General features: G+C 56.8%; 22 protein-coding genes and 1 pseudogene. 18 read left to right on the top strand and 5 right to left on the bottom strand.

Going from position 1 to position 26,497, the window contains the following annotated elements; translation table 11 throughout:
• The first annotated feature begins 703 nt into the window (after positions 1 to 703).
• Positions 704 to 1,536: pseudogene (locus tag DVO78_RS02940) on the top strand (IS5 family transposase).
• A gap of 358 nt (positions 1,537 to 1,894) precedes the next feature.
• Here the strand turns inward: DVO78_RS02940 and DVO78_RS02945 are convergent.
• The 3 genes from DVO78_RS02945 to DVO78_RS02955 form a co-directional block, all read right to left on the bottom strand.
• The gene (locus DVO78_RS02945; protein ID WP_120003328.1) at positions 1,895 to 2,773 is read right to left on the bottom strand and encodes a hypothetical protein; all 879 of its coding nucleotides are present in this window, start codon (positions 2,771 to 2,773) and stop codon (positions 1,895 to 1,897) included.
• A gap of 11 nt (positions 2,774 to 2,784) precedes the next feature.
• Positions 2,785 to 5,544 (bottom strand): class I SAM-dependent DNA methyltransferase, encoded by a 2,760-nt coding sequence (locus tag DVO78_RS02950; RefSeq protein WP_120003329.1) that lies wholly within the window; start codon positions 5,542 to 5,544, stop codon positions 2,785 to 2,787.
• A 623-nt stretch (positions 5,545 to 6,167) separates the two neighbouring features.
• Complete coding sequence (locus DVO78_RS02955) at positions 6,168 to 6,716, bottom strand: hypothetical protein (protein ID WP_120003330.1); 549 nt, start codon at positions 6,714 to 6,716, stop codon at positions 6,168 to 6,170.
• Positions 6,717 to 7,440: 724 nt separating this feature from the next.
• Between DVO78_RS02955 and DVO78_RS02960 the strand changes: the two genes are divergently transcribed.
• From DVO78_RS02960 to DVO78_RS02970, 4 genes are all read left to right on the top strand, one after another.
• Positions 7,441 to 7,740 carry a hypothetical protein gene (locus DVO78_RS02960; RefSeq protein ID WP_157983828.1) on the top strand — a complete coding sequence of 100 codons (300 nt, stop codon included), beginning with the start codon at positions 7,441 to 7,443 and terminating at the stop codon, positions 7,738 to 7,740.
• Positions 7,741 to 7,978: 238 nt separating this feature from the next.
• Positions 7,979 to 8,308: a hypothetical protein gene (locus DVO78_RS02965; protein ID WP_120003332.1), complete on the top strand. Its 330-nt coding sequence runs from the start codon at positions 7,979 to 7,981 to the stop codon at positions 8,306 to 8,308.
• Positions 8,309 to 8,660: 352 nt separating this feature from the next.
• Positions 8,661 to 9,470: a hypothetical protein gene (locus DVO78_RS17415; RefSeq protein ID WP_157983829.1), complete on the top strand. Its 810-nt coding sequence runs from the start codon at positions 8,661 to 8,663 to the stop codon at positions 9,468 to 9,470.
• Between the two features lie 28 nt (positions 9,471 to 9,498).
• Entirely contained in the window at positions 9,499 to 9,732 is a 234-nt protein-coding gene (locus DVO78_RS02970) for a hypothetical protein (RefSeq protein ID WP_120003333.1), read from the top strand.
• Positions 9,733 to 9,966: 234 nt separating this feature from the next.
• Here DVO78_RS02970 and DVO78_RS02975 read toward each other — a convergent pair whose 3' ends face one another.
• Complete coding sequence (locus DVO78_RS02975; RefSeq protein ID WP_120003334.1) at positions 9,967 to 10,218, bottom strand: helix-turn-helix domain-containing protein; 252 nt, start codon at positions 10,216 to 10,218, stop codon at positions 9,967 to 9,969.
• 722 nt (positions 10,219 to 10,940) lie between these two features.
• Between DVO78_RS02975 and DVO78_RS17420 the strand changes: the two genes are divergently transcribed.
• Both DVO78_RS17420 and DVO78_RS02990 read left to right on the top strand, forming a co-directional pair.
• Positions 10,941 to 13,832 (top strand): choice-of-anchor L domain-containing protein, encoded by a 2,892-nt coding sequence (locus DVO78_RS17420; RefSeq protein ID WP_157983830.1) that lies wholly within the window; start codon positions 10,941 to 10,943, stop codon positions 13,830 to 13,832.
• A 709-nt stretch (positions 13,833 to 14,541) separates the two neighbouring features.
• Positions 14,542 to 15,009, top strand: coding sequence for a hypothetical protein (locus tag DVO78_RS02990; RefSeq protein ID WP_120003337.1), 468 nt, complete (start codon positions 14,542 to 14,544; stop codon positions 15,007 to 15,009).
• 144 nt (positions 15,010 to 15,153) lie between these two features.
• On the opposite strand, the gene DVO78_RS02995 is transcribed toward DVO78_RS02990, so the two are convergent.
• Positions 15,154 to 19,278, bottom strand: a complete 4,125-nt coding sequence (locus DVO78_RS02995; protein WP_120003338.1) for an NACHT domain-containing protein — start codon at positions 19,276 to 19,278, stop codon at positions 15,154 to 15,156.
• A gap of 221 nt (positions 19,279 to 19,499) precedes the next feature.
• Here DVO78_RS02995 and DVO78_RS03000 point away from each other — a divergent pair, with 221 nt between their 5' ends.
• The 11 genes from DVO78_RS03000 to DVO78_RS03050 all read left to right on the top strand — a co-directional run bounded on the left by DVO78_RS03000 (position 19,500) and on the right by DVO78_RS03050 (position 26,185).
• The gene (locus tag DVO78_RS03000) at positions 19,500 to 19,985 is read left to right on the top strand and encodes a hypothetical protein (protein WP_120003339.1); all 486 of its coding nucleotides are present in this window, start codon (positions 19,500 to 19,502) and stop codon (positions 19,983 to 19,985) included.
• A 314-nt stretch (positions 19,986 to 20,299) separates the two neighbouring features.
• Positions 20,300 to 20,596: a hypothetical protein gene (locus tag DVO78_RS03005; RefSeq protein WP_120003340.1), complete on the top strand. Its 297-nt coding sequence runs from the start codon at positions 20,300 to 20,302 to the stop codon at positions 20,594 to 20,596.
• Positions 20,597 to 20,904: 308 nt separating this feature from the next.
• Positions 20,905 to 21,141, top strand: coding sequence for a hypothetical protein (locus DVO78_RS03010; protein ID WP_120003341.1), 237 nt, complete (start codon positions 20,905 to 20,907; stop codon positions 21,139 to 21,141).
• 100 nt (positions 21,142 to 21,241) lie between these two features.
• The gene (locus DVO78_RS03015; protein WP_120003342.1) at positions 21,242 to 21,439 is read left to right on the top strand and encodes a hypothetical protein; all 198 of its coding nucleotides are present in this window, start codon (positions 21,242 to 21,244) and stop codon (positions 21,437 to 21,439) included.
• Entirely contained in the window at positions 21,436 to 21,711 is a 276-nt protein-coding gene (locus tag DVO78_RS03020) for a hypothetical protein (RefSeq protein ID WP_120003343.1), read from the top strand. The genes DVO78_RS03015 and DVO78_RS03020 overlap by 4 nt, the downstream gene beginning before the upstream one ends.
• Before the next feature lie 83 nt (positions 21,712 to 21,794).
• Positions 21,795 to 22,064: a hypothetical protein gene (locus tag DVO78_RS03025; protein WP_120003344.1), complete on the top strand. Its 270-nt coding sequence runs from the start codon at positions 21,795 to 21,797 to the stop codon at positions 22,062 to 22,064.
• A 96-nt stretch (positions 22,065 to 22,160) separates the two neighbouring features.
• Positions 22,161 to 22,973, top strand: a complete 813-nt coding sequence (locus DVO78_RS03030; protein ID WP_120003345.1) for a hypothetical protein — start codon at positions 22,161 to 22,163, stop codon at positions 22,971 to 22,973.
• Between the two features lie 17 nt (positions 22,974 to 22,990).
• Complete coding sequence (locus DVO78_RS03035; RefSeq protein WP_157983831.1) at positions 22,991 to 24,172, top strand: hypothetical protein; 1,182 nt, start codon at positions 22,991 to 22,993, stop codon at positions 24,170 to 24,172.
• 65 nt (positions 24,173 to 24,237) lie between these two features.
• On the top strand, positions 24,238 to 24,924 hold the full coding sequence (locus DVO78_RS03040) for a hypothetical protein (RefSeq protein ID WP_157983832.1): 687 nt from the start codon (positions 24,238 to 24,240) through the stop codon (positions 24,922 to 24,924).
• A gap of 248 nt (positions 24,925 to 25,172) precedes the next feature.
• Positions 25,173 to 25,964, top strand: coding sequence for an MT-A70 family methyltransferase (locus DVO78_RS03045; RefSeq protein ID WP_120003348.1), 792 nt, complete (start codon positions 25,173 to 25,175; stop codon positions 25,962 to 25,964).
• The gene (locus tag DVO78_RS03050) at positions 25,961 to 26,185 is read left to right on the top strand and encodes a DUF308 domain-containing protein (protein WP_120003349.1); all 225 of its coding nucleotides are present in this window, start codon (positions 25,961 to 25,963) and stop codon (positions 26,183 to 26,185) included. Before DVO78_RS03045 ends, DVO78_RS03050 begins: the two co-directional genes overlap by 4 nt.
• The last annotated feature ends 312 nt before the right edge of the window (positions 26,186 to 26,497 follow it).

Consider the following 26,497-nt stretch of genomic DNA (forward strand, 5'->3'; position numbering starts at 1 on the left):
CCGGAACGTCGATCACCTCGATCTCCCGGAAGGTCAACGTCCGCAGAGCCACGGTGCGACAAGTGTTGAATCGTCATGGCATCCAGGCGAGGGACGGGCGAGGTGGTCTGAGCGATCAGGCCAAAGCTGATGTTCGCTGACTTGCTTTCGATGGTGTGCCGCGCAAAGAGCTGGCTGAGAGGTTCGGGGTCAGCGCGGCGAGTATTCTGCGGGCACTGACGTCCGTCCTGGCTGCTGATGAGAAGCAGTCTACGCCGAGGCGTCGTTTGTCTCCTGCTGACCCGCACCGGCATCGGTATTCTCGGCGTCACTAAGTTCACCTGCGTCATAGCGACCATCGTGACGCTTGTAATTGTCCGCAATACGGCTGTCTTCGCGGCTATCGGTCTGTTCGTCTAGCCGCGGCACCACCCGCTACCTTGTAATAATATGATCGCAACCATGATGGTTACGATTATATATGAATTGATAAGGTGAGTAAATATACTTAGTCAAAGTCGGAGCGACCGATTGTGAAAGCATGACGACCAATGTTATCTTTTCAAGATGAAGTTCAACAACCTTAGGAACATCTAACCTAATAGATTGTCTTAGAGTTTCCGCCGGTAGGGACGCCAGCAGCGTGTTGATCAGGTAGGGCAGGCACGGGCCCGGGTAGATCAGAGGGTGTCAACCAAAGCTCTTCTCTTCCCCGGCAGCGCCCGTGCCTGCATTGCCATCATCTATCACCGAACCCTTCTGGGAACAGTTCCACACCGTACTGCCGCCCATTGAAGACACTCACCCGCTGGGCTGTCACCGGCCCCGGATCCCAGACCGTGTCGTCTTCGACAAACTCATCCAGTCCCTGGTGCTTGGTGCTGCCTATGAACGCATCGCAGATGCGAGTTGTTCTGCCACCACGATCCGGCGCCGCCGGGACGAGTGGATCACCGCCGGAGTGTTCGGCATCCTGGAACAGATCTGCTTAGAGGCCTATGACAAGATCATCGGACTCGACTTCGAAAACATCGTGGTCGATGGGTGCATCACCAAGGCTCCTTGCGGTGGCGAAGCCGCCGGGAGATCCCCGGTAGACCGCGGCAAACAAGGAACCAAACGCTCCCTACTCACCGACTCTGCCGGGATCCCTCTGGGGTGTGTCACCGCGGCGGCCAGTGCTCATGATTCTCCGCTGCTGGCACCGACCTTGGCGAAGCTGGACCGCTTCGCTGGGCATCTTCCCGACCGCATTACTGTGCACCTGGATGCCGGATATGACTCCAAGAAAACCAGGCCCTGCTGACCGATCTCGGCTATGTCGGGGTGATCAGCACCAAGGGCCAGCCGCTGCAGGCAGGTGCCCGTTGGGCAGTGGAGCGCACCAACTCCTGGCATAACCGCGGATTTCGCAAACTCGCTATTTGCACTGAACGCCGTCTGCGGGTGATCGACGCGTTGATGTGCCTGGCCAATTGCGTGATCATCATCCGCCGACTGATTTCACAAGCCTGGCTAACTCACCGGTGGGGCACCCGACCAGCCCGACGCCCATGACACCTATTGGCGGAAACTCTAAGGCGCTCAATAATAGCATCTTTCGAATTAGCTAGTTCTCCTCCAGAATATACATTCAGACCCGCTGAATAGTAGACCTCACTAGATTCGGTGCCCTCACAATCCTCGAACGGATAGTCCAGCTCCTCTAGGAGCTCACATCGCGAGCCGCTTGAATCCGGGGCAAGCGGTAGCGTTCGCCTGGACGTCGGCAGGTCCGACATAAGGGGCCCACCCGGTCCAGCGAATTGGGAAGCGCGAGCGGGTTCTGAGCAGGTTCCGCGAGGCCGTCATAGCGGCCGCTTGATCTTGTGAATAGCCCTACGCTCGGAACCGCCGGGCAGTGTGGCGGAACGGTTCATCCATTGAGCTGAGCAAGGAGCGGCGGAATCGCCAGCAGGACCGAAACGGCGCGGTCCCCAAGTTTCGACGCGAACCCGCTGAGCAAGCTGTTCTTCATGGTCTCGAACGTTTCAGAGCCCTGCCGAGCTGCGGCTTCAAGCTGATTAATCTGTTCCAGCACTTCTTGGCGATCATCGCCGGCAGTCTGAGAGTTCGCGAGCTCTCGCAGGGTTTGGAACTGCTGGTTGAGTTCGGAGTGCACATCGCCGACAGTGGCCTGGTTGTTCTGTCCGAACTGGGCGGCCCCGAAGGTTCCACCGCTGATATTGGCGTTGAACTGATTCGTCGTAGATGCTCCTGCTGCGGGGCTTAACTCCGGGGCGCTGAGGCTGGGCACGTAGTGCTCTCGCCTTACTGCGCGGCCATTTTGCGTCAGTTCGAGGTAGAATGGAGCAGGTCCCGAAGTACGAGAACCTGTGACAAGCTGGTCCTGGTAGAGCATTTCGGCGGCTTGTTCGATGAGATCCGTTGAGGGGGATTCGCCGGTAACCGGGTCCTGGTACTGGGGCCAGAATGCGTCTTCAGCGCTTGTCAGGGCGGTGTTCGGCTCAGTAGGAATTGCGTGCAGAATCGTGTATTGAGCACTTCGGAGAGTGTAATCGCCTTTCCACCTCCGGGCACGCCGTTTTCCGTTGTTGGACAGAGTGAAGTCCGGGCCCCCTGCGAGAGCTTCATCGGCTTGGGCTAGCCACCCGCAGCTGTTCATTTCATCACGTGCCCCCAGCCGCTCTTCGGTGGGTAGGACGTCCTCGGGAATGATCGAGGCAGGTACGTCGTCCCGGTTCTGGCGGTGGACCCAAATCAGAGTGCGGTAAGCGTAGATCGAGACAGGCACAGTACGGCTCCTTAGTTTTCGGCGGTCATCTCGGCGTAGCGGGCAAAGAGGATTTCCTGACGTTCCTTCTCAGACTGGCAGGTTCGGTTGGCGCCGAAAGCACGGTCGACGACGGCGTCCAGCCTGTCGTGCGCCTTGATCAGGGCGGGGTCCATCGCCAGGGGGTTGTAGTGGTTGGCGAGCGAGCGGTCGGAGTGCCGCTCCCGAGCCTCGAGCACGCCCTGTCCGGCGGCGATGATCTTCTCGCGGAGGTCGTCGGGGACTTCGGGGAGCGGGAAGGTGTACCAAGAGAGTGTGGACCCGAACCGCAGGTCAGACTTGATGCGTCCGCCGACGGTCTTCTGCCACGTGATGAACATCGAGGAGGACATGAGGGCGAACTGGAACCCGGTGGGGTCCGGAATGGTGAAGTTAGCGTCACTGGCGATGACCTCTGGTTCGTAGAGCGCCACGGTGAAGTAGTGCCTCGTCTCCGAGACGTGTCTGGGCACGCATACATAGGGCGTTTCCTGTTTCGCACGTTGCCGGAAGAGATGGGGGTAGCGGGCGAACTCACGGGTGGAGGCGGCTTTGGAGGCCGCGCGGAAGTCTCGGACGGCTTCGACTCGCGTTTTCAGGATGGGAGACTTCGCTAAGTCCTTGGGGTCGAGGCCATCGAGCCAGAGGCACCAGCGGTCCTCGTTGTGGATCAGCTCCCGCGCGCCGACGTAGGGATGAAGGTACTTCGCCGCGATGGGGTCTGCGGCGACCTCGTCATAGTTTTCGGGTTCGATGATGAGATTGCCGTCGTCAGTAGGCTTGGAGCCGTAGGCAGTTTTCTCGATGTGTGGAGAGATCGGCTTGGAGGCCTTCTCCACCAAAACATCCGGCCCATCAACGAGGTAAGCGTTGATGTTGGTCGCCGTCTCCTCAGAAGGTTCTCCCCGCAGTTCCTCGTAGGTGAACAGGCGACGCTCTCGGGGGTGGCGTGTGAATCCGATGATGGTGCAGTGCACGGCGGCTGCCCCTGGCGCTTCCGAGGTCCAAGCAAAGGTGCGGTGGGCGAACTTGATCTGCCACCCAGCCGCGAAGATCGGCTTGAACAGACGTGCTGGCTGGTCTCCCTGGACAATGGAGTTAGTGGAGACGAAGCTCCAGGTCCCGTTGCGGGCACCGAAGTAGTCCGTTGCTTTCTTGTACCATCCGGTGACATAGTCCATGCGTGAGACGGTGTAATCCCGACCCCAGACATCCTTGAGGTCTTCGAGCTGGTCGGCCTCTCGGGTGTTGTCGCCAAGGAAGGGCGGGTTGCCGAGAATGTGGACGTTCTCGCTGGGTTCGACCTCGGTCCAGTCCATGCGCAGGGCGTTGCCAGTGTGGATGGTCTCAACCTTGTCCAGGGGTAGGAGTTCAGGGGCTGCGCCGAGGCGGGCCTGCATCTCCTGGTTGGCCTGGTGCTCCACCAAATGCAGGGCAGTGGCGGCAATACGTGCGGGCCAGTCCTCAATCTCAATCCCGTGGAAGTTCCGCACCCGCACACTGACCTGCTCGCCCATGAAGAACAGCCCCTCATCCAAGGCCGACACGGACTTCCGTCCGGCTTCCATCTCTTGGATGCGTTCGATGATGCGCAGCTCCAGGGCGCGCATCTCTCGGTAGGCGATGATCAGGAAGTTTCCGCATCCACAGGCGGGGTCGAAGAACTGCATCTTCCCGAGCCGTTCACGCAGGTTGCGCAGTCCCCGCACAGAGTCCTTCTTGGTCTCGAACTCAGCGGTGAGTTCATCAAGGAACATCGGCTTGATGACCCGCAGGATATTGCGCTCGGTGGTGTAGTGCGCACCCAGCGACCGGCGGGCGGCCTTGTCCTTCACCGCCTGGAACAGTGAGCCGAAGATTGCCGGACTGATCGCGCTCCAGTTGAAGTAACAGGCCTCAATGAGCCGACGGCGCATATCCGCGTCGAAGAAAGGAATGGAGACGTCTTCTTCAAAGAGTCCGCCATTGACGTAAGGGAAGCGGGCCAGCAAACCAGTGAGGTTCTTCGGCCGCCGCTCCGGTGGGGTCTTCAGCATCTGGAAGAGCTGGGCGAGCATCGGCCCCAGGTCATTGCCGGATTCCTCGGTGCGGTTCTCCAGGAACTCCAGGAAGAGGTCGCGCTCTCCCCACAGTGCGGTGTCATCGGCGTAGAGCATGAACAGGCAACGCACCATGAACACCGAAGAGGCGTGCTCGTCGTAACCGGACTCAGCCAAGCCTTCGTAGAGGGAGGCCATGAGCTGGGCGGCTTTGATGGAGGCGGCTTCGCGTTCCTCGAAGGAGAGGACGCGTTGGCCGTATCCGGCCAGGAACGCGAGTTTATCGGCGTGGTCGCGAAAGTCCTCGATGGTCCATTTGGCGGCCTCGGTCTCGGAGCCGTCCTTCAGGTTCAGCAGTCGGAAGGTCTTGAAGTCGCTGGTGAGCACCCAGTCCGGGAACTCGGCGTCGGGAAGGTCGTTGAGGTAGTCCAGGGCTTGGGTTTCGGCCTTGGCGAGGTCTTCGCCATCGGACTTCATCTCTATGGCGAGGATGCCGGGAACCAGGGCATCGATGTAGCCCTGTCTGCCGGTGGAGGTGCGCTTGGCCCGCCGCTCGTAGAGAGCCGCGCGGGAGTGGGTGAGCCCGTAGATGGTCAGCAGATCGCGGACGAACATCTGGGCTTCCTGCCGCTCGTCGCCTGCGGCCTCCTTCCAGTCCAACACGAACCTATCGGCCTGCCGGTAGATCTCTTCAAAGCTGCGCGCCTTCTCCATGCATTCAGCCTACATTCAGGCCCAGACACGGACACGCACTCACTGCGAAGCACTCACTACTGCGTATGCAGGACACCGAGAGAGAATGAGTGAGAAGACTGAATCAGAACTCCCCGTAAAGATGCTCCGTGAGGACTCCGCCTCCGCAGTGTTGGACGTTGGGACCCAAAACACCGCGCAACTGGAGGGTACGCGGTGAGGGCCCTCCACATAGGAAGGTAGGCGGCTCGGTGCGGTACTGGCTCCACGAGCTGGTGGACTGGGTTGAGGGACAGCAGTGACGACCACACTTTTCGCAACAACCCCCCGGGACATATCGGGACTTTGAGCGACCTTGTAAAGTGGTCCTTAAGCCGAAAAGCCCCGGGTCTTCGCCCGAAGTTTCTGATGCAGTGGAATCTATAAAATTCCGAAAATAATAAACATTAAGAGATCGCGAGCTGTGCCACGACTCTTCACTGTTTTCCATCAGGGTATATGACTTTTCAGTGAATACGTTTAAAGCGGCCGACTCACCTGCAATACATCCCAATATGAGCTAAAATAAAAAACAGACCTCTATTGCTCGGAGGTCTGTTGTGCGTATGGAGTTTTTTGTAACTTCGCGAGTACTCAGCGAAATTTTAGTCTTGTGGGACTCGTCCAGTGTTGATGGTAATAGAATCATTATAGCCATGATAGTCTACATGCTGCACTGTTACGATGGTCTCCTGTGGGTATCGGTTCTGTATCCACTCGAGTGCCTGTTCGTTCGCGCCCTCGACGGCATATATCTCTGAACCCTCGGTTGTAAATATCGGCTCACCGATACATGGCTCAGTTGCAGCCTCAGGGTCATCGCACTCCTCAAGATCCCCTCCTAGATAGTCGATGAATTCTACTGCTGCTTCCTTGTCGAATGCTGTAGCACGCCACTCTAGTTCATCCTCGTCATACTCAACAACCTCTTCTGTAGGTGCTTCTGTCTCTACGGTATCAGTATCTTCTGGCTCTGTCTCGTCAACTGTCTCTTGCACGACAGTAGGCTCCGGCCCTTTTGCTTCGGTATTGTCGCCACAAGCGCTCAAGGCAAACGGTGCGAGCGACCCGATGGCAATGATTTTACGCAAGCCAGTAAGGCGCTCTTGCGTCTCGTTCTCGATTGATGGTAGTGATTCTGATTGGGTTTTCATGGTGAGTGCTTCTCCTTGTTCGCGCTGTTCGCGACGTTTAGATAAAATTAAATTAGCAATAATATGTACGCATTATATTGTAAGGTATTAAGACTTTTTAAGTGAGCACATAAGTAATATATCCTGTAGAGTGCGACGATGAGTATTTTCTGCAAATATTCAAGCCTATGAGGTCCAGAAGTGGCTCGACGGTGCATTTAGTTACGGAAATATTGCCTTGTTCCTCAAGCATGATTGAGTTGCTTGATGCCATCCCGCAGTTCCTCTCTGTCGACGCGAGCCATAAGAAAGAGTGTCGGGTTCCAGATTAGTCTAAGTAGGCTCCGCTGGGGCGAGTTCCGGGCCCGAACGGAAAAATCAGAAACGATCACACAGCGGCAATAGGGGCCTTGGTGTGCCTGAGCCGTGTGCTTTCGCCGTGAGAGGCATCTATCCAAGACCTGAACCTTAGGCCAAGCGCACTGTGTACGTGCGGAGAACCCGCCGACTAGACGTTCCTCACGACACCGGAGCTGGTGGCGACGCACATGATGAGCCGTGTCATTGACGGCTGGGAGCTGCGGCAATTCCCGTGGACCCAGTGTGATGACTAGCTGAAATAAAGTGATTCAAATGCAACGTCATAATCATTATCGACTCTTCGCGCCATCCGAGTTATTCTAGATGTATATAAATTAATATATGGGGGATACAAGTGAATACAGTGACAGTCTGGCGGGAGCAGATGTCTGATGACCCGCTTAGACGCGCATACACAATCGTCCAGAAGGATAACGGGTTGCTGAGGACGCTATTGCTTGATGAGCATCGGCTACTCGCACGGGTCAGTGGTACTTCAACGCTCCGCGAGCCTCGAACGCCGGAGTACCTGCGCCGATGCCGACGCCTGATGGACGACGAAGCAGAGCTATGGGTGCTAGAATGGTTGAAGGAACGCGACGATTGGTATGAGCAGCCGTACGAGGAGCGGAAGAGCTTGCGCCTCATCTTCAAGGATGCTGCTAATACGCCGCTCAAGGACTAGGCGTGGGACCGATCAGGCTTTGACGCTAGTCCTTATCATGATTTCAATACGAGATAACTCCTGCTGGGATATTAGGCGTGCTCAGTCGCCACCTCAAACGCTCAGGTCGTTGACAGCTACTTCTTACTGAAAGAGTATATTTAATATCTTTCAGGAGTGTGCTTACAATGGTTTGCAAGATGACTTATAAAAAATATATACATTAAAAGATATAATATTTTCTAAACTACTGGGTGAGATGGAAATTCAGGCTGACGATATGCATGAGCGTTTCGGCTCGATCGGTCAATGCTATAAGACTATGGATCAGCGGTTCGAGTCTATGGACAAGCGCATGAACCTCTTGGAGATTCGCTTGCTGGGGGAGATTGAGGCTAATGAAGAGCGATCAGCGGAGCGGCTCAGCAAAGCTATGGATCAGGTGCACAACCGTTTGGACGAGATTCTTGACCGCGACTCTACAGGCGAGCTTGAAGGTGCAGCCTGGAAACACCAAGTCAGGCACCACGAAGAAACGCTGGAAGACTACAATGGTCGGACTCGTAAGCTTGAGACTGGTAGCGCCTAGCTCATGATTCACCTCTGATGTAGGTGGTTGGTTTCGGGTGAGCTGTGCGCACCCCGTATACATTGGCCAGGGGTGGGTTTAGTGCCTGGCGGCGCGTAGTCGAGGCCTTTACGGCGCAGCGTCACCAGCGGTGGAACCAGGGGGAGGGTTGAGATATCGCCCGTCCCGACTAAACTTCCATGCATGCGTCACGAGCGTGTTCGCGTGGTGTTGCCGTATTGAAGCAGTGGTGAATGACAACATTGGATGTACCCAGTATTGCGACTACTTGGAGGAATCATTGAACGGGGCCTTGCCGCCATCGAGTCCGGTTGCTAGCCGACTCGATCATCTCTCTGTGGCAGTCCGATGGGTGATCTATGTCGTTGGTGCACTTACAGCGGTCACTGGTGTTACGGTAACGCTGATTGTTCTCCTGGGAAGTAGCTTATCGGGGGCATGGCTTGCACTCGTTTTTGGAATGCTGTTTGTTCTCTTTGGATTCCTCACATGGCTGATGGCTCACCACTTCGATCGGCTGTTTCGCAATTTCACGACAGAGACTGAGTCCCTCAAGGCACAAGTGGAGAAGGCCGTATCTGAAAGGCAGGCGATTGACTTCACGCTTGCCGCAGTCCGAAGACTGAATGAAGAGATTGCCTCGCTTGGCAATCAGGACACGACGACAGAGATCTTGTCCTTTATCAAACAAGCTTGCGACGGGATACGGGATGCCTATGTGAATTTGCTTGGAATAGAAGTAAGGGTCTGCGTCAAACAGGTGGGGAGCGAGGGCGTCGAACCTCCCTTCGTTACAGATGCGTATCGCACAAATGAAGTCATTGATCGTTCATTTCCTCAGCCCCACCTCATTGACGAGAACACAGACTTCCGCCAACTTTACCGCGGAGAGAAGAAGGTGTGGTTTACGGGCAGTCGGTCAACCTACCCTGACTACAACACAACCAGCGTGAACCCAAAATACGAATCAGTGATTGTTTGGCCAGTTACCCCTCGCCCTAGAATGCCAACAAAGGGAAAAGGCTCGGCGCGAATACCTATTCGAGCTTTTCTTTGTCTTGATTCAGAAGAGGTCAATGCTTTTGATGAGAAGCGAGACGTGGCTGTCGGCTGGTTGGTGGCAGATGCGCTGTCCCGAGTATACGAATTAGGTCATTCGTGATATATTATTCCTTAATAGGAGAAAATTAATGAAAAAACTCACAGAACAGCATGAGACCCCGCAAAACCGAGAGAACAAGGAGATCTTTGCTAACCCAGCTTTAGAGAATAAAAGTGTTTTCGTGCGGCGAGTAGGCGAAGTTGCAATCTACAAGATGTACGATAAGGACGGGGCGAATCCTGTTGAGGTAGCGTTCCCAACCAAGCCTATGTTTTCGGACGTAGAACTCATTAAAGCCGGCTTTATGAAGAATCCCGCATAGGGCTCTAAAACACTTTTAGATATACGAGTCGTCCGTCCGGGAGACCTGACCGTAGTAAGCTGGATGCCTGTGCGACAAGAAGTTCACGAAGGCTAATATGCTTTCGAGGCGATGGAACCCAATTTTCCTAGTTTATACGGTCTACGAAAGAGCTCGTTGCATACCGCGACTTGCAGCTCCCCGTGTGGCGGGCTCTTTCTATTCCTCGGTCTTCTGCTTGAACTCGACCGTGATCTAATGCCTGCCCTGGAGCGGATTTGGCCCGCCATTCGGCAGGAGATCCTCGATGCTGGTGTCCAGAGCCTGGGCGATGGCCAGCACATTGAGAAGTGAGGGATTGGCGGCTGTGCCCGGTTTGGACTCGCCCTTCTCGAATTTCTGGAAGGTGTACTGCGCAAACCCTGCGGCAGAGGCAACGTCTTCTTGGCTGAGGCCGCTGCCGACTACGAAGAGAGTTACCCGCGCGCCGACTCTTGCGGACGGCAACGGGTGATTGATCCATGTTTGTGGCTCATCGGAGGCGCCTCTCGCTACTATGACAGTGTGTGTTCGGGTACGACGAGTGTCCTGCACCCAGGGAGGGACTCCACCATCTGGTTGGTCTACGGGTCGCTATGACGAGGGTGAGTCCTCGGTTCGGATCTGTTGAGGGAATACACCTCCATTGTCTTGGGCTGCGGCGGTGATGGCGAAACGCGACGACAAGTGGTTAGTCGCGTCGAGGTGAGGTCCTGTAACGATTGGCAAGCTCGAGTTCCGGGTTTCGACATGGGTTCGGAAATTGTTCGGATTTTCCGGATTGTGCAGAAACGAGCGTTTTGATGGGTGCCCCTGTCCTATAGTGAATCGGATATTCGGATCACGCGTGCTAAAGGAAGCTGTCACGAAGCACTTTCGACAGCGCTGCTTGCTCACATCTTGAAGGGGATCCTATGGCTCGGGCCACCCGTCTGCTTACCACTATGTCTGCCGCCGTTGCCTGTCTGACGTTGGGCCTTGTCCCCGCGACAGCGCAAGGGGCCTACGAAGAGGACGAGGACAGTTCTACCGAGGGCTCAGGAGCAGTCAGTGTCTCTGACAGTGAGATCAAGCAAGCATTAAACCTTGAGGGGTTGGACGACGTACGGGTCAATGCACACCCTGATGCGATCGTAACGAGCAGTACCCCGTTTGGGATCTTCCCTCATGCGGGGTCCGAGTATCTCATTTTGTCGACTGGCATTGCAGGCGAGGTAATTGGCGGTGAACCAGAAGATTTCCTCTCTACGGAACTGGATGGCGCGCCAACGGGGGCTGACGGAAACGACCTGACTGCCGTGACCTTGCTCCTGGACCCACCAGAAGCAGCTCAGTGCCTAGCGTTTGACTTTCAGTTTCTTTCCGAGGAATACCCTGACTACGTCGGTTCTAGTTTCAACGACATTTTCACAGCCGAGCTCATCAGCGCTGAACCGTTCGAGAGCGAGTTCTACATGGAGGACAATCAAGTGATTGCCCCTCACAACTTCGCTTACGACGACGAGGGTAACTATATATCCATCAACACTGTCCTGGGTCTTACCGAAACCTCCGGTGGCACTGGCATGAATGGGGCAACAGAGCCACTGGTGGCTGTCACCCCGATCGCGCAAGATGAGTCAGCGGAACAGGTTGCGGTCATTCTCAGCGTTCAGGACATCGGCGACTCCATCTATGACTCGGCCGCACTGGTCGACAATTTTCGGTGGATCTACAGCGGCGGCTGTCATCAGACCGTTGACCTGTTGACCGACTCGGACGGTGACTCGCTGCCTGATGAGTGGGAGCGAAACGGGATTGACTACTCCGGTGATGGCACTGCGGATCTTCCACTGCATGAAATGGGTGCTGATCCCAATCGTCCGGATATCTTCGTGGAAGTTGACTGGATGGAACGACCGGCAGGGGCCTGTCTGGCTGATGCCATTGACAATGTGGTGAGCGAGCGCCCAGAGCTCCAAGGTTGGGATCATGGAATACCCCAGGAGCTGTGGTGTCTAGAGCCTCGGATTTCTCGTACTCCGAACCCTGACGCACTCCAAGACGTTGTGGATGCCTTCGCCGTAGCGCCATATACGCGCCCTGATGGGACAGCGGGTGTGGGAATAAACCTTCATATAGATGCGGGACCATACTCGCCGTCACTTTCATCTCCCTTTGTATGGAGTGATCAAGGCGGATGGCGCACCGGGGGGAATGCGGTGCCTTGGAAGAGCGAGACTGCATGGCATGAGTTCTACGACATTATGGATGATCATTTCGACGACGTCCGGCGCGACTCGTTTCATTACTTCGTGTATGTAAACCAAATCGCAGGCGGAACCCACAGTGGGGAAGCGCGTGGTGCTCCAGGCGCTGACGTGATGATGAACGGTAGCTTCTTCCGAGGATCGACATCGACTTATACCGATGCACGCCGGGCCGAGGCCGGCACATTCATGCATGAGCTTGGACACAACCTGGGGTTAGGACATGGCGGTCCTGGAGAGGGTCACGGCGAGTATCATGAGGACGAAAATTATCGTAGTGTCATGAACAGGATTTACCAACTTCCTCGTCCGGCATATTCTCCGTTCCCGCTCGATTTCTCTCGGCACCACCCGTTCAACGACTGGGAGAACCTGATTTACAACGGTGGTGGAATTGGCGGATTCGGTGCCCCACGCTCGGAAAATGCTCCAGAACCTCCAGCTGAACCAGTTACCAGTTTCGACGGCGTGGGAGACATCGAAGCTGAGGGGCCAGCTTTCTTCGCGGCACATACTGAGGAGCAACAGGTCCTAGTCGATGTGCAGAGCCGGAGTGAACATGCTGAAGAGTTCGTTTTGAACGTGGCAAGCTCAGAAGGTGACACTTTAGGCGAGATTCCCGTGTCGCTTGATGGCTTCGGAGCCACCCAAGTGGCCGTGAACTTCGACGCTTCCGGTCTCGCTCCAGGTGATCACGTCCTGAACATAACCCTATGGTCTTCTTCGCATGAGGATGTCGTTTCCGCCCTGGAATTTGACGTCTATGCAATTGACCTATCGGACGAAATCATGGTTGAGACTCTGGATGAACTAGTGGGTCAGGCTGTGGAAAACGGTCTAAATCCGGAGCTTGTTGGAATTGCTGAGGCCATGGTTGAAACAGAGCATGTCCCCACTCCGACAGCATCTCCCAGCCCATCGCCTACGACGAGTCCAACTCCTGAACCCTCACCTACACAGAGTGGCACCGTGGAGCCCACACCAACAGAGTCGCCTTCTGCCTCACCTATTCCTTCTCCTTCGGATAGCGACACGGGCAGTCCTGCTCCTATCGAAACCTCGGAGCCCTCACCAAGTGAGGCCCCTACGCCAGCTGAAGAGCCCACTGTCACAGAGGACCCCACACACTTTGAGCCTAGCGAGGAGGACTTGGTTGAGGAATTAGAGGGTGAGATCCTCTTGGATGTTGGTTCCTTGACGCCGGGAGAAGACTTCACCGTGCACTTCGTAGACTCGTCACTTAGTTCCGAAGTGGGTCTGTGGCTCTTCGCTGAACCGCAGCACCTGGGTGACTATCAAGTTGTAGACGGTTCAATCACGGCAACACTTGGGGCTGATGTCGAAATTGGCGAGCATCAACTTGCCGCCTATGACGTAGATTCCGGAAGTTTGCTTGGCTGGACGTATGTCAGCATAAAGACCCCACCAGTCCCGGAGCCTAGCGAAACCACAGCATCAACCCCGGAGGAAACTCCGACACCCTCCGATGCGAGTACTTCAAGCCCGGCTCCAAGTGCAACTGAATCAGTTTCCACGTCGAGCTCAGTAGAAGAAGCAACTACGACAGTTCCGCCACGCGTCAGCGAAACAGCCGAAGCCGCACCTACAGCGGAGGTTAGCCATCCCTCTCTGCGCTTGCCGACCGAAACTGTTCCTAGCGAGGATACACCGTCCACAGCCTCACCCAGAGCAGAGGACGAAAATGACAGTGATGATGCAGATGGCGGACTGCCGGTCACGGGCACTGCTATGGCCGTATCGCTTTTGGTTGCTCTGGCGCTTATAGGTGCTGGAACAGCAATGCTGGTTGGTAAACGGCGACGGTCCGCGTAATCCGCATCAGAAAGCCCATGCGCGCCCAAGATGAGCCGGCTCACTTCGTTGGGAGACCATCAGGAGACCCAAGTCCATCAGGGTCGCAGTAAGTGCCCATCTCCGCGTGCGCGGCATTTGTGTTCTGCGCCATCCCAGTACGGGCTATCGTTAGGAGGAGCACCCTTTAGGTACCCGCCTTCCTCAGCTGATACGTAATTACACGAGTTGAGTATGTACTCGCTTGGCCAGTTCACTACCCGTGCTACAGGATTCAAGCGCTGGGTGATGCTGAACCCGATCACTATTTCTGCTGCAATGAGAGAGAGAAGTACAGCGGGTGCGCCGAAAGCCAAGAAAGCAAGCTGTGCAAAAACCACTCTTCGAGTCATTCTGAGTGGTCGCTTAAGGCGACTGTACTTGGGCCGCGATTGCTGTGATTCGTCTTTCAACACTATGTTTATGATTATCTTACAACTCACAAATAAGTCAATACTGTTTTGATTTAACCCCGGTCGTGATCGAGTCGTTTTAACAACATCAGCGAAGAGACGATTGAAAATCCTGCAACATCTGCGTATAACCATTTACACGGGTCGGTGATTTGCGTGTTGCCCCAAGGTCTCGCAGCAGTTGCATCCCGACACGTGGCCTCGTTGGTTCACTGCGGCGTTAGGTTCAGAGGACTCATTCGGAGTCCTCCGTCGCACACAACCAAGGAGGTCTCGCCATGAGCGAGCAAGTATCCATCCACACCAGCGGCGAGGTTGTTCGCCCGTTCACCATCCGACAGTCCGATGAGGTGCGCGCCCAGCTGGAGGTGCTGGCCGAGATCAACGGCCGCAGCGCTACAGAAGAGTCGCGTATCGCGTTGGCTGATTGGGTCACCAGAGCAAAGGATGACCCGGAGCTGAAGAAGCGAGCTGCGGGAGTGCAGAACCGGCTTAACAGCTCTGCTGAAGTGGAGCGTAAGCGAATCGAGCGAGAAGCCGAGGAGAAGCGCAAAGCTATTGCAGCTGTCCTCGGTGATATAGGCGTGACGCCCACTCCCGCAAAGCCTGGAACTGCACGTGGCGGAAAACCGGCTGCTGCGGACGGGAACAAAGCGTCAGGGACGTCTGTGAGTGGGGGAGCATCCGCGACAGCTTCGACCCGTGCCGCCACCTCCAAGAAGTCGCCGGCCAGGTCCACACGCTGACGGCCAGCGACACCCCCCTGGGAGCCTGCCCCGGTGTTGAGAACCTGATGGTTCTCCGCCGGGGTACAGGCTCCCGTTTTTCATTCCGGCCAATGCTCTACGCTGCGCGGATACGTGTTTTCCCGACGTGAGTCCACGGAGTGGCTACTGGGGTGGTTCCCGCAGTTCAGTCAACGGATGGAATCCGGCCTCTCGGCGTGTGCGTAAGCGCTTGGTTGCGAATCTCACCAGGTTGTCTTTAAGTTCGCCATTGGCCAGCAGCCGTTCGACGTCTGGTGCTCCGCTGCCTGTGATCTGGTGGGATATCAGCGTTTCTGCTAGCACTGACGGGAAGCTGTTGAGGTTCTTGAGCGCGTGGAAACTCTCGGTGGGTGAGAGGTAGTTCAATAGGGTTTTTGCGGGGGGTGAAAGGTACTTCGACGCTGACTTTTGCTGTTGTGGGGTGAATGCGTCGGACGCGAGGAACGATGCAGCGACGACCAGGTGTTGCAGCACTTCTGTACGCGGAGTTTCTTTGTTGGTCAGAAGACTTGCCAGGTAAACTCTCACATCGATATATCGATTGGTATCGAATTGATGTGCCGTGCTTCCTGCTTTTCTTGGGGTTTTTACCAGGCTGAAGAAGACGTCCCAGTCGGTTGGGTCTGCCCGCATTGCTAAGATTCCCCGGTAGGAAATGCGCGCGCTATCGATGAGTTCGTTGACTACATGGCTGTTCTGCGTGACTGTGGGCTCAGTGGCGTCCGGGAGAAGTTGTGGAACTTCTTTAACGAGTTGGGCCAGGGCAGAAGTCATAGCCGCAGTGTCTCCCGTGACAGCTTCAGGGAGTATGCGCACTAGCGCAGATTTGGCCTTTGGGCTTCGGACCACGCTCAGAGCGTCGGTAACTTGTTTATTCGTGCAGGTGACGATGCCTGAGGACAGCAGTGTCTGCCAGAGATCGATGGCGGTCTCTGAGCTGGACGTGTTGTAGATGCGACGACTGATTAGGTCCAAAATAGTATCCAGATGCCGACAGATGGCCACCCTTCCCGAATAGCTATTGGACAGAGTCTTTAGGGAACCGAGGGCTTGTGCCTGGATCATCAGGCTCACGGTGGCTTCTGCTACCTCTTCGTCCAACTCATGATGTAAAGCTGCGGCTTTGAGTAGTGCTCGCCTCTTGGAGGGGTCTAGGCTTTCGGGTTTCTGCACCAGGGAGCGTAGTGCCCTTTTGGCGTCAGTGTTACCGCCCCGCGCCGCCGATGGCAGTAGAGACATAAGGTAGTGCGGGTGAGTCCACCAGCTTGGCTCATAGCCGGGGATCTGGGTATGGATACGAGAATTGAGATGGGCGGGAATATCAGGATGGGACAAGGTAGTGCGAGCGGTCATAGCCCAGGATTGCGCGCCGGTTACCTCTGTGTTCTGGCTTGTTGGTAGTCCGTTTCGGAGCTTTTCTTCCAAGAACTGATGAACTACGAGGGCGGCCTGTGCATCGAAGCATAGGATGGGCCTGAGGAATGGCCCATCAATGTAGAGCGGACCATTGATCGGTTCTGCGTTGAATAATGGGGTGAGAAGACGCCTGAGGTAGGCGGTGTCGGTCTGTTGACTACAGTAGATGACGATGCTGAAAAGACGCACGCCCAACGGGAAGTTCGGGTATCTGGGTCCTACGAGGTTGAGGGTTTTCTGGGCGTATTCATACCATGAATTAACTGGGTCTTCGGCGAAGGCGTGGGCAATGTGTGCATGGAAGAATCTTGCGGCTGAGAGTCGTAGCTCAGTGTGACTGCTTCTGGAGAATCGGTGTTCAATCTCGGTGCCCGTGCGCTCAAGGGCTGTTGAGAATTCTGCGTCTTGGATCAGTGATGGGAGAGTCGTCATCAGCTCGTAGAGTTTCGCGCAATCGGATATTTGCGGAAGTATCTTCATAAGCGTCATGATCTGACGTTTGACGTAGGCTGGGTCCTCATCGGTGAGTGCAAGAATGAGGTCGATGAGATAGCGGGGTTTATGCAGCGATCGCCTCTGATAGGTCATCGTATATCCAACAATTTCCTCGTCTCGGCATAGTTCTACTATCTGGGCTGGGAAGCGGAGAGAAAAACGGTGAATACACTCGATTATTTTCCTATGGTTGGTCTCGCGGTGATATCGCCATGTCTTACGCAGTAGGTCTGTGACATACCAGGGGTCCCTGTGTTGGACTTGCGGCAGGTGATTGACCAGGCGATTTACCGAGTCTTCGTCGAGTCCGGTGATGAACCGGTCACTGTCAATGTCTGCACCTGGCAGGTGGACCCATCCGATGACTGCGACCGTGCGCAGACCGTGATTGTCTGAAGCCAGCAGCGCTGCGATCGCCTGCCCGACCACTGGCTGGAGGTGGCGCTCTTTCGCCGAGAGGATGAGCAACTGCTCCAGCACCGCACCTGTGAATAAGTCGTGGGGACGCTCGTCGATCATGATTTTGGTCAGCCGTCGGATCTCTTTGGCTCCGCCGCGACTTCTCAGTCCCTGTGCGGCTGCGAACTCGAAGAGCGTCTGATGCGGAAAACGGTAGCGGGAATCGGTCAGGACCACCACTCCTCGAGAGCTGAGAGTACTGAGCTGCCCGGGGGTGCCGTGTGGCAGCTTCTGAGGATCCTTGATCTCTTCGATGAGGTTCTCTGCTACGTCCCGGTCGAGTTCAGGGATGGCTTCGATCAGCATCGCTAATCCAAGATAGCCCGCGATAGGTCTCAGGTCTTGGGCATGTGAGGGAAGGCTGTTGTTGCGCATGTCGTCTCTGACCCGGTGGTTCCAGTAGCGCTGGTACAAGCCGGTCACGTCTAAGTCCAGGCCCGGAAGGTCTCCGTTGCTCAGCTCGAATAAGATGCCGGAGAGAAGTGGTGACCTCAAGATGTCAAGCATCGGCAACCCTCGGGTATGCGCCTGCCGGATCAGTTCTATTCCAAGACTGGGTTCAAGCTGAGGGAGGTTACGCCTCATCAGCGCAAGAACGGCTTTCTCCATCTCACCGTCGGAATAATGAGTCAGGGTGATGTGGGTCGAGAAGAGTTCTCTCAGCCGCGATTTTTCCCTTGGCCGCACGGTGGCAATGATCTGAGCGCCAATGCCGATGACCTTTCTGATCAAGTCTTGTGTCTGCATGATCAGGTTCTGGGTGTGTAGCAGAACATCTGCTGTGTCGAATAGCAGGATAGGTGTTCTGGGTCCATTGCTTAGCGCGCTCAGAGCCTCGACGATGTCTTCAGGGCTCAGAAGCGGCGGCTGATCGCCCGCCGCTAGAAGCCATGTGGCGGACACGACCAAAGCGGGGTGGCCTCCGCTTTCCAGTATTGAGCTGATATGCCATAGCAGGCTTGACTTCCCGTGCCCGGCTTCGCCATCAATGAGCACATGATGAACGTCCCCGGAGCGTATCTTTGCCAGCAGGTCGGCTTCGATGTCCCTGACAATGTAGGCATCAGCCGGGTTGTCCTCACGCAGGTTCCGGTCGTGGCCGCCGAGAACATTCTGCTCGAGGACACCGACGTATGATCGGGAGTAAGCCAGAAGTCTTTGAACGTCGCTCGCCGCAGGCCCTGAGTTTGGGACAACCGCGGGGGCCTCCAAGCTGTTTTCAGAAGACTCATGCAAGCCTTCTGCTAAGATCTGGGACGGTTTACGTTCTGTGCCGAAGTCTTCGCTGAAACCCCGACCGACTGTCGTGTCGGAGCTTTCTGAGGCTCCATCAGGGTCAGTTTCCTGATGTTCTAAGAACCTGAAAATATCCTCAACTAGCTGCGTTGCAAAATCAGGTCTATTGAGTAGTCCATTTTTCTGGGCGGTGCCGAAGGTAGTGACGGTGTTTGTTTTGGCGTGCTTGCAGTAGTTCACCCACGCCCATGCTTGCCGGGCTCGCAGCTTCCACGCGACTCGTCCTTCGGGGAAGACGATGACCCGGTCTTTGCCGGTCGGCTCGACGCTGCTATCGGGATCTCGCGGACTTTTTTTGACGAGTAAGTAGGCGCGCGCTGCCTCTCTGCGCCCCTGGCGCACGTCGCGTTCGTCCTCCCCGAGTCCCAATTGCTTATCCAGTTGGCGGTTGTAGATCCAGGACCGGTTGAGAATGTACTTCCAAGATTCAGCGTCAAATTCAGTTTCACCGAAAGTATCAGTGATGGCGATCTTCAGTCGTTCGAAGATGTCCTCGGAGTGCTCACTTTCTTGGATGAAGCGCCGGAGAACACGAACCCACTCTTGCTTGTCGGCAGAAAGCTCTGAGGCGTCTCTGATCATGCCTTACAGGCTACCTAACGGACAGAGGATTCCGGAGAAATATGTTAGCCCCCTCAGAAATAAAAAATGTCATTTACTTATCATAGAGTTTCTGTTATAAATAACGATAAGTCCCCCGTGGAGGGTGGCGTCCTTGAGCTGATGGCTCCGGGACGCCGCCCTCTTCACATTCTGTGTTGAGTTGCGGTTCTACCCACACCTCCTCGCAGAAAGGACAGCACATGATTGACTATCAGCGCCGTGGGCCGTGGACCGGTCACCGCAAGAAGATCGAGCAACTTCTCGAGGGTCTGGCAATCAAGGATGCAGAATTCTTGGTGGGCCTTATCCTCGCAAGCAACCACTTCCTTGGCATAAGTATGAACAGAAGTACTAGCGAGTGGCCCTCGGCCCTCTGGGAGACTTTGAGATATGAGATATATCCAAGGGATCCGCAGTGGGTAATTGATCTTTTGGTTCTTTTGGCCGCGGATGAGAACCCTTACATCCGCACAGAGGTCTACAGCTACATTCTCGACTTCGAGCTGTTGGGGCGTGGACATGCCGAACTTGAGCACATTTTCTGGGAGGTGGCACCCGGGGACTCCGAAGCGGCCCTTCCAGAGTTACGTAGTCAGCTCCATAGCTATTTGACCGGTGGTCATTTCGACGGATACTCACCACAGGAGTTGGCAGAGAAGGTGGCGAATTACGTAGTTCAGTACTAACAGGACAGCCCCGCAAGGCTGAAGTGAAGATGCTCCCGCAATGACAGAAGTCCGCGGTCGTAGCTCGCACTTCATCTGCGGGGCATTTTCATGCCACAAAGATCGCCAGAAGAGTTGATGCTCGCTTTGCCGCGCTCACCTGGAAAGTTCCATTCTCCATTCCAGGATTCCAATCCGTATTCCATCTTAGCTTCCCAAACCTGCTGGTCAGAGCGATTCATCACGCTTTACTGTCGAATGCATCGGAGTATTTTTCACCTCAGTAGGGGTGGCACTCCGAGCAGCAGATTGAGAACTGAAGAGAGGAAGCAGAGATGGAGCGCAGGCATGAATCCCTGGAACAGGAGTTGATGGCCGTTGACATGGGTCTGGATCAGCTCAGTAACGACCAGCTCGCCTATGGACTCAACAAGTCCATTAGCGAGGCCATCGTCGCTTCAGTCGCTGGACGCAAGCTGTTTCTTGAGATTCAGCAACGTTCCGGTATCGAGACGGATCTAGACGAATTGCTCAAGCCGGTCACAGGCGTGATGCGACTTATGCAGGAGTTCAGTCGCCACATCACAGAGATCCAAACCATCGCGGATCTCGAGCGCCGGTTCCACGAGTGAGTACCTCAACGACTGTTGGGGGCGGAGCCTTCGGGCTCCGCCCCCAACAGTCCACTCACTTCTTCAGTTTTCTGACTAGTCGTGTGGCCCTCGGTGTTGGCGCACCGAGGGCCGATGCCACGGCTTCGTCTCCCAAACTCATCCCGTATCGAGTCGTAGAAAGAGGTTCACCATGACATCCCACCAACGTAACAGTGGGTCTAGACGGATCCGCTCTAGCGCATTCGAAGGGTCGCTGGCTCAACGCCGGCATGATCGGGACACCAGGACACGTAGATCAATCCCGGCCTGAGGCCCCTGGCGCCGATATGAGAACTGACTATTCACACCAGGTTCAGACCGCCGTCGAGCAGAAGGACATCCTCGTTGCCGTGGGCATCTTCAAGCAGGCCGTGTATGAGGGCCAGTGGCCCCAAGTCATAGAGGACATGAAGACCTGTATCGCCGAGGGCTATTTGAGAGACCCCTCGGTGATGCACCCCAAGACATTTGGACCCACTTCGATGAGGTCTGGATGGCTGCCGGTGAGCCACCGACGGCGCTGACGGCCTATCTGGTCGCATACACCCGAAACCACAACATATGGCAGGAGGTTTGACGACCACCTAAGAACAAACAGAAGAACTCACTACGACGCTTCTGAACGTGCTGAGAGCGACCATCACCAGCATCGGATTCGACACCTCTGCGATGCGCACTTTCTTGAGAAAGAAAGAGCAGTCGCGCATTGACGCCACCAAGCTCCTCAGCCGGATCGATGTCGTTGAGGAACTGTTGGAGCGGCAGAGGCAGCTCATCACTGAACACCACTTCACCACCATTGAGAACCAGGAGAAGTCATGACCATCCCCATCAGCCCCATCGCCGGGGTCCCACCGAAGAACAACACACCGGCCACAACGAATGACCGGCTCCATCGTTCCAGGCAGCTCAGCAGCCGGGTCGGCCAGTACCTACTGGATGTTGAGGCTGCGGCACAGAATGCGCTGCACTACGTCCGCGATGAACTGGACCGCCATGAGGATGTCCATCTCAACACTGGCGACTTCTTGGGCATCCTTGATCACACTCGAGAGGTTTTCGATCGCATCGAAAAGACCGCCATTCACCACTGATTACTATCCGTCGGTGCCGCCCCGCTCAGGGGCGGCACCGGACCTTCCAATCCGTCATCACTATCAAACACAGGAGAAGAATCATGACCACGAGCTTGCATACGAGCCGTTCAACCCCCGACCGCCCGAGTAACGCCACTGAGCTGCACGAGCTGCTCGGAAACGCTGTCTACGCCATCGAGCAGGTCGTCTGTGAAGCGTATCTGTTCAAGCCCGACCGGACCGGCGAGCACGTTATGGATATCGAGACCATGCGGCTGACCAGGACGCACATGCTCAATAAGGCAGAACAAGCCGTTGAGCTTCTGGAGAAGGCCGAGCAGATGGAGCTCGAGGCCTACAAGAACCTGTAATCCACAGTGGTGCCTCGCCGGGAGTTGCCGCTCCCGGCGAGGCCATCGCCATTACGCAAGTCCCTTACATCCAACGCGAATCAGAAGAAGGACATCATGACGACGCATACCAATCTACGCCGCCCGGTCTACCTGGCGGCGACCATCACCGCAGGAATCACGTTCCTCAGCGCCTGCGGGGACTCAGCGGTCTCTCCGGAGCAGTTCCATGAACTCCGGGAGGTCGCCCAGGCCTGTCCTGCCGACGAGAACCCCGTCTACACTCAGCTCCGCATCGATGAATCTGGCAGCGCCCGATCCGCCAATCTGGCCGGCACGCCTCGCACGGTCGTCGAAGAGTACCTGACTTACACCGCCGCTTGCGGTGGCCGGTTCTCGCTGGTGGCGTTCTCAGCCGGGGCTGCAGACACGGCTCCCATCTTGGAGGAGACCATCACCAGGGTGGGAGCGACCCGTAACTCGCACCTGCGTAACGCGGTGCCAGAGCTGGTGGAGACCTCCATGGAGGCCATCGACGCGGCGTATCCGCAGGTGGCAGAGGAGCTGGATGTCTCCACCGACGTGGTGGCCCAGTTCCGCGGTGGCCAGGAGTTCCTCGCCCAGGCCCGCGCCGCCAGCCCGGAGGCGGAGGCCAACATCGTGCTGGTCACCGACGGGCTCAACACCCAGGGATCCGGCAGAGTGCCTGCTGAGGCCACCGTCGAAGAGGCTCTCGAGTTGGCGGACAACATCGACGTCCCTGATCTCTCGGGTGCCAATCTGCGGATCGTCGGCATCGGCCAGGTGGCCAGCGGTGAGAACCCGTCCACCGCGCACATTGAGGCTTTGACGGCCTTCTACCAGCTCATGGGCGAGCGAACCGGCGCTGACGAAGTACTGGTCGTTACCGAGCATCAGGGACTGCGGTGATCTCCATGAACGGCCTCATGCCCAACAGGAAGCCCCGGCCGCACCATCTCGTCAGTGATCCCGGCTCGTTGTCCTCGCCTCGAGGCCGCGATGACCTTGCTGCCCAGCTTCGCGAAGATGCCGACAACACCGGCATCCCGCTGTCCGAGAGTGCTGAAATGGTGCCCCGGCCCGACACAGTGGCTACGACCTACCGGGAGGAAGAGTGGGATCGGCGCGCTGCCGAGCAGACGGAGTCCTTCTCCGCCGAAGCCGCCGAAGCCGCCCGGGACTCCGAGGTCGACGCCGCCGGCCTGCTGCTCCCCGCCGACACTGACCGCCACGTTGCCGCTGGCCAGCAGCAGGTCGCAGACCAGGCACGTGAGGCACACATGGACACGCAGAAGGCCCTGCAGCCTTTCCGCACCCGTTCACCCAAGGGCAAGTACTTCTACGGCGCGCGGATGGCGGCGCTGGCCTGCGGGGAGGTGGCTGCTGTCTCTGGTGCCGCCCTCATGCTCGGCGAGACGCCCCTGAACTCCTACGCCATCGGTGGGGTGGCCGGAGTTAGCGCGGTCATCCTGGGAATGGTCGGAAAGTCACTCGCTGTGCAGTGGCGGCGTCAGCGCCGGGCAGCCATCTACGCCGAGGGCGAGCTGCCAGAGTCGCTGCACAATTACCGAGAACTGTTCACCGCACCGACTACGGGGCAGAAGACGCTCACCGGCGTGGTGGGCTTAGCCGGGTTCGGGTTCGTCTGCCTGGCCGTGGCCGTCTACGGACTGAGAAGTGTGGTTGACGGAGGGACTGCTGGATTACTGTTCGCCGCTCTGGCGCTGATGCTGGCGGCGGCCTCGGTCATCTCGGGCTGGATGTTCGGGGATGACGTCGCCGATACCCTGGCCATCTACGAGGCCGATTACTCGCGGGAGACCAAGCGCCTGCGCCGCTACGCCGCCTCGCGAGCAGTATCTTCCGAGACGACGAATCACGCGCGTGCTGCCTCTATCCGGGAGGAGCATGCCCACCAGGGTGAGGCCGCCCGGCTGGTGGTAGAGGGGGCGAAGTACCGGCTGCTTGCCCGCAATCCCGCCACCGCCGGGCACGGTCCGGGCCGGGAGCCATTGGGCCGACAGCGGGCCACACACCCGACCGGTGCGGCCAGGCCCACTGGCAAGGTTTCCGGGAGTGCGGAGCGTCGGGGAGGCGTCCGGAAATGACACGGCTTGCCCAATCCCGCCTACAGCCCTCTCGGGTGTTCGGCCCGGCTCCCATCCTTGCCACGGTGACTTCGTCTCCAGTGGAGGCGGAGCTTGACTACGACCTCGGGCACCCCGGAGGTGAACCGGATATTCCGCACCTGATCCAGATGGTATTCGACAACTCTGCCAGCATCTGCGCCGCCCAAGGTGGAGGCGACCCGATTGGGCAGAGGTTCGATGAGGCGGCCGCTGCCATCCGGAATCTACAAACCCGGACACGCGGGCGCAGCCGAAGCCGAACGCGGATTCAGGTGCGTCACTTCGATGTACCCAGCCGGTACGTCACCAGTCCCGGGTTCATGAAGGACAGGGGCCACATGGCCCAGGTCTACGGCAACCTGCGGGTACCACCAGATGTGCGAGGCTCATCCAGCCTCGGACCGGTACTGGGCTCACTGGAACAAGATGCCCAGCGGGGCACGGAATCGGGATACTGGCCACAGCTGATCGTCTTCTCCGACTTCCTGCTGACCGACCCAGACCTCGACGGCCTCTACCAGCGGCTGGGTGAGTTCCCCGGCGAAGTACACGCCGTCTGCCTCGGCCAACCGCCCTCACGGCAAGTGCAGGAGGCCGTGGATGCTACCTACTACATTGCCACCGATGCCAAGCCCGGCGCAGTGGCCCGCAGCCTGAGCGCTGCACTGACGGCGAATCGACCCAACGCCGAGCCGGTGGATGTCTCTGACGTGGTCCTGACCGAACGTTGACAATTCCACATCATAGCTGGACAGGTCATCTGGCCACTGTTCCGGTGGTGTCTTTTCGCTGACAGAAAAGGCGAACGGACACTTGAAAAATAGAATATTGCCGCTATTAATCAGGAGGCGGCCGACCAGCCCGAGCCTTCGCCTCGCGGTCCTGGCATCTGCGGCAACCTCTGAATATCACCACTAAGCGCCGATTCTCCCTTGGGCCTCTATGCCCGGGGATAGGCGCAGCATGAAAAGGAGTCCCCATGTCAGCACACCTCTCACGGGCCGCTATCGATGCAGCCCACAAGAACTTGGATGTCTCTAAGTTCCCCAAGAAGAAGTACAAGACCATCGTCTTAGATCCGCCGTGGTCCACTCAGCAGCGTGGAGGCGGTGGTATAGGGGCCGGCGCTCACTACGACCTTCTTTCGCCCGAGAAAATCGCGGAGCTGCCTATCCCGGATCTACTGGATGAGGATGGCTACGTCTTCATCTGGTGTTACCGCGCTACCCGCCGCATGGCAGAGGACATCGCCATGCAGGCATGGGGTCTGAAGCATGATCGAGGGGGAGTCGTCTGGGACAAGAGCCCACGCATGAGTACCGGACCTCATCTGCGTAACAGCCATGAGGATTTGCTGTACTTCGCACGCGGCAAAGCACCTACGCTCTTTCATTCTCAGCGCACCGTAGAGAGATGGCCGGTACAGAATCACAGCCGCAAACCAGAAGAAAGTTTAATAGCGATTCAACGCTTAGCGAAGGGCCCATTCTTGGAAATGTTTGCCCGACGTCGCTTTCCTGGATTCGACAGCTGGGGATGGGAAGCTCCCGGCGGCTCGGATGTTTATGTGCCCGGATTTCCTGTACCTGAATATTCCGACCGTGCCTACAACCCGAGTTCCGGTGACCCACAGTGGCCAGATGGAGTCATTCGCAGTGGCTATGAATACCAGCCCAGCTACGTCATCAAGCCAGAGGGGCACGGCTACGTCCACGGTCAGATGCTCACTCGGGGCGGGGAACTCAGGAGAGTCGGAGACACCTCCTCATGACCTGGCTAGAACCCGACACCAAGAACACCAAGAAAGAGGACGGATCCATGGCCAAGAAATTCTTCACCGCCTGCCTGCTCATCCTTCTGGGCCTGGTGGCTCTGGCCTGGGCGGTGGAAATCGCCATCGCCTTGGCCCCGTGGATCATCGGCGCAGCAGTCATCTGTGGCGGAATCTATTGGCTGATCCGGGCACACAATGCACGCCGTGGGAGGTGGTAGTCATGGGTGTATTTTTTACCTCTGTTACGACGGCATATAAACGAATCTTGCTATTGACAAAAATGAAAAACTATGAAAAATTTCATATAGCGTTCCACTGCGAACGTCTCACACCACAGATAGCGCTTGAGCCGTCTTCTGTGGCCTGGAGGACCGTCCTATGAGTCCCCAGCGAAAACACACAGTTCAACGAACACGCTCTCGTGGGCGACCGGCTGATCAGTCACCCATCTATGTGACCAGCCAGCGCCCGAAACGCTCGGATTCGGAGCTTCTAGCCAGTGCGCTGCTGGCTCACTACCGCAACATCTC

Origin of the sequence: Nesterenkonia muleiensis, from assembly GCF_003600155.1 — a bacterium.
GTDB classification, from domain to species: Bacteria; Actinomycetota; Actinomycetes; order Actinomycetales; family Micrococcaceae; genus Nesterenkonia; species Nesterenkonia muleiensis.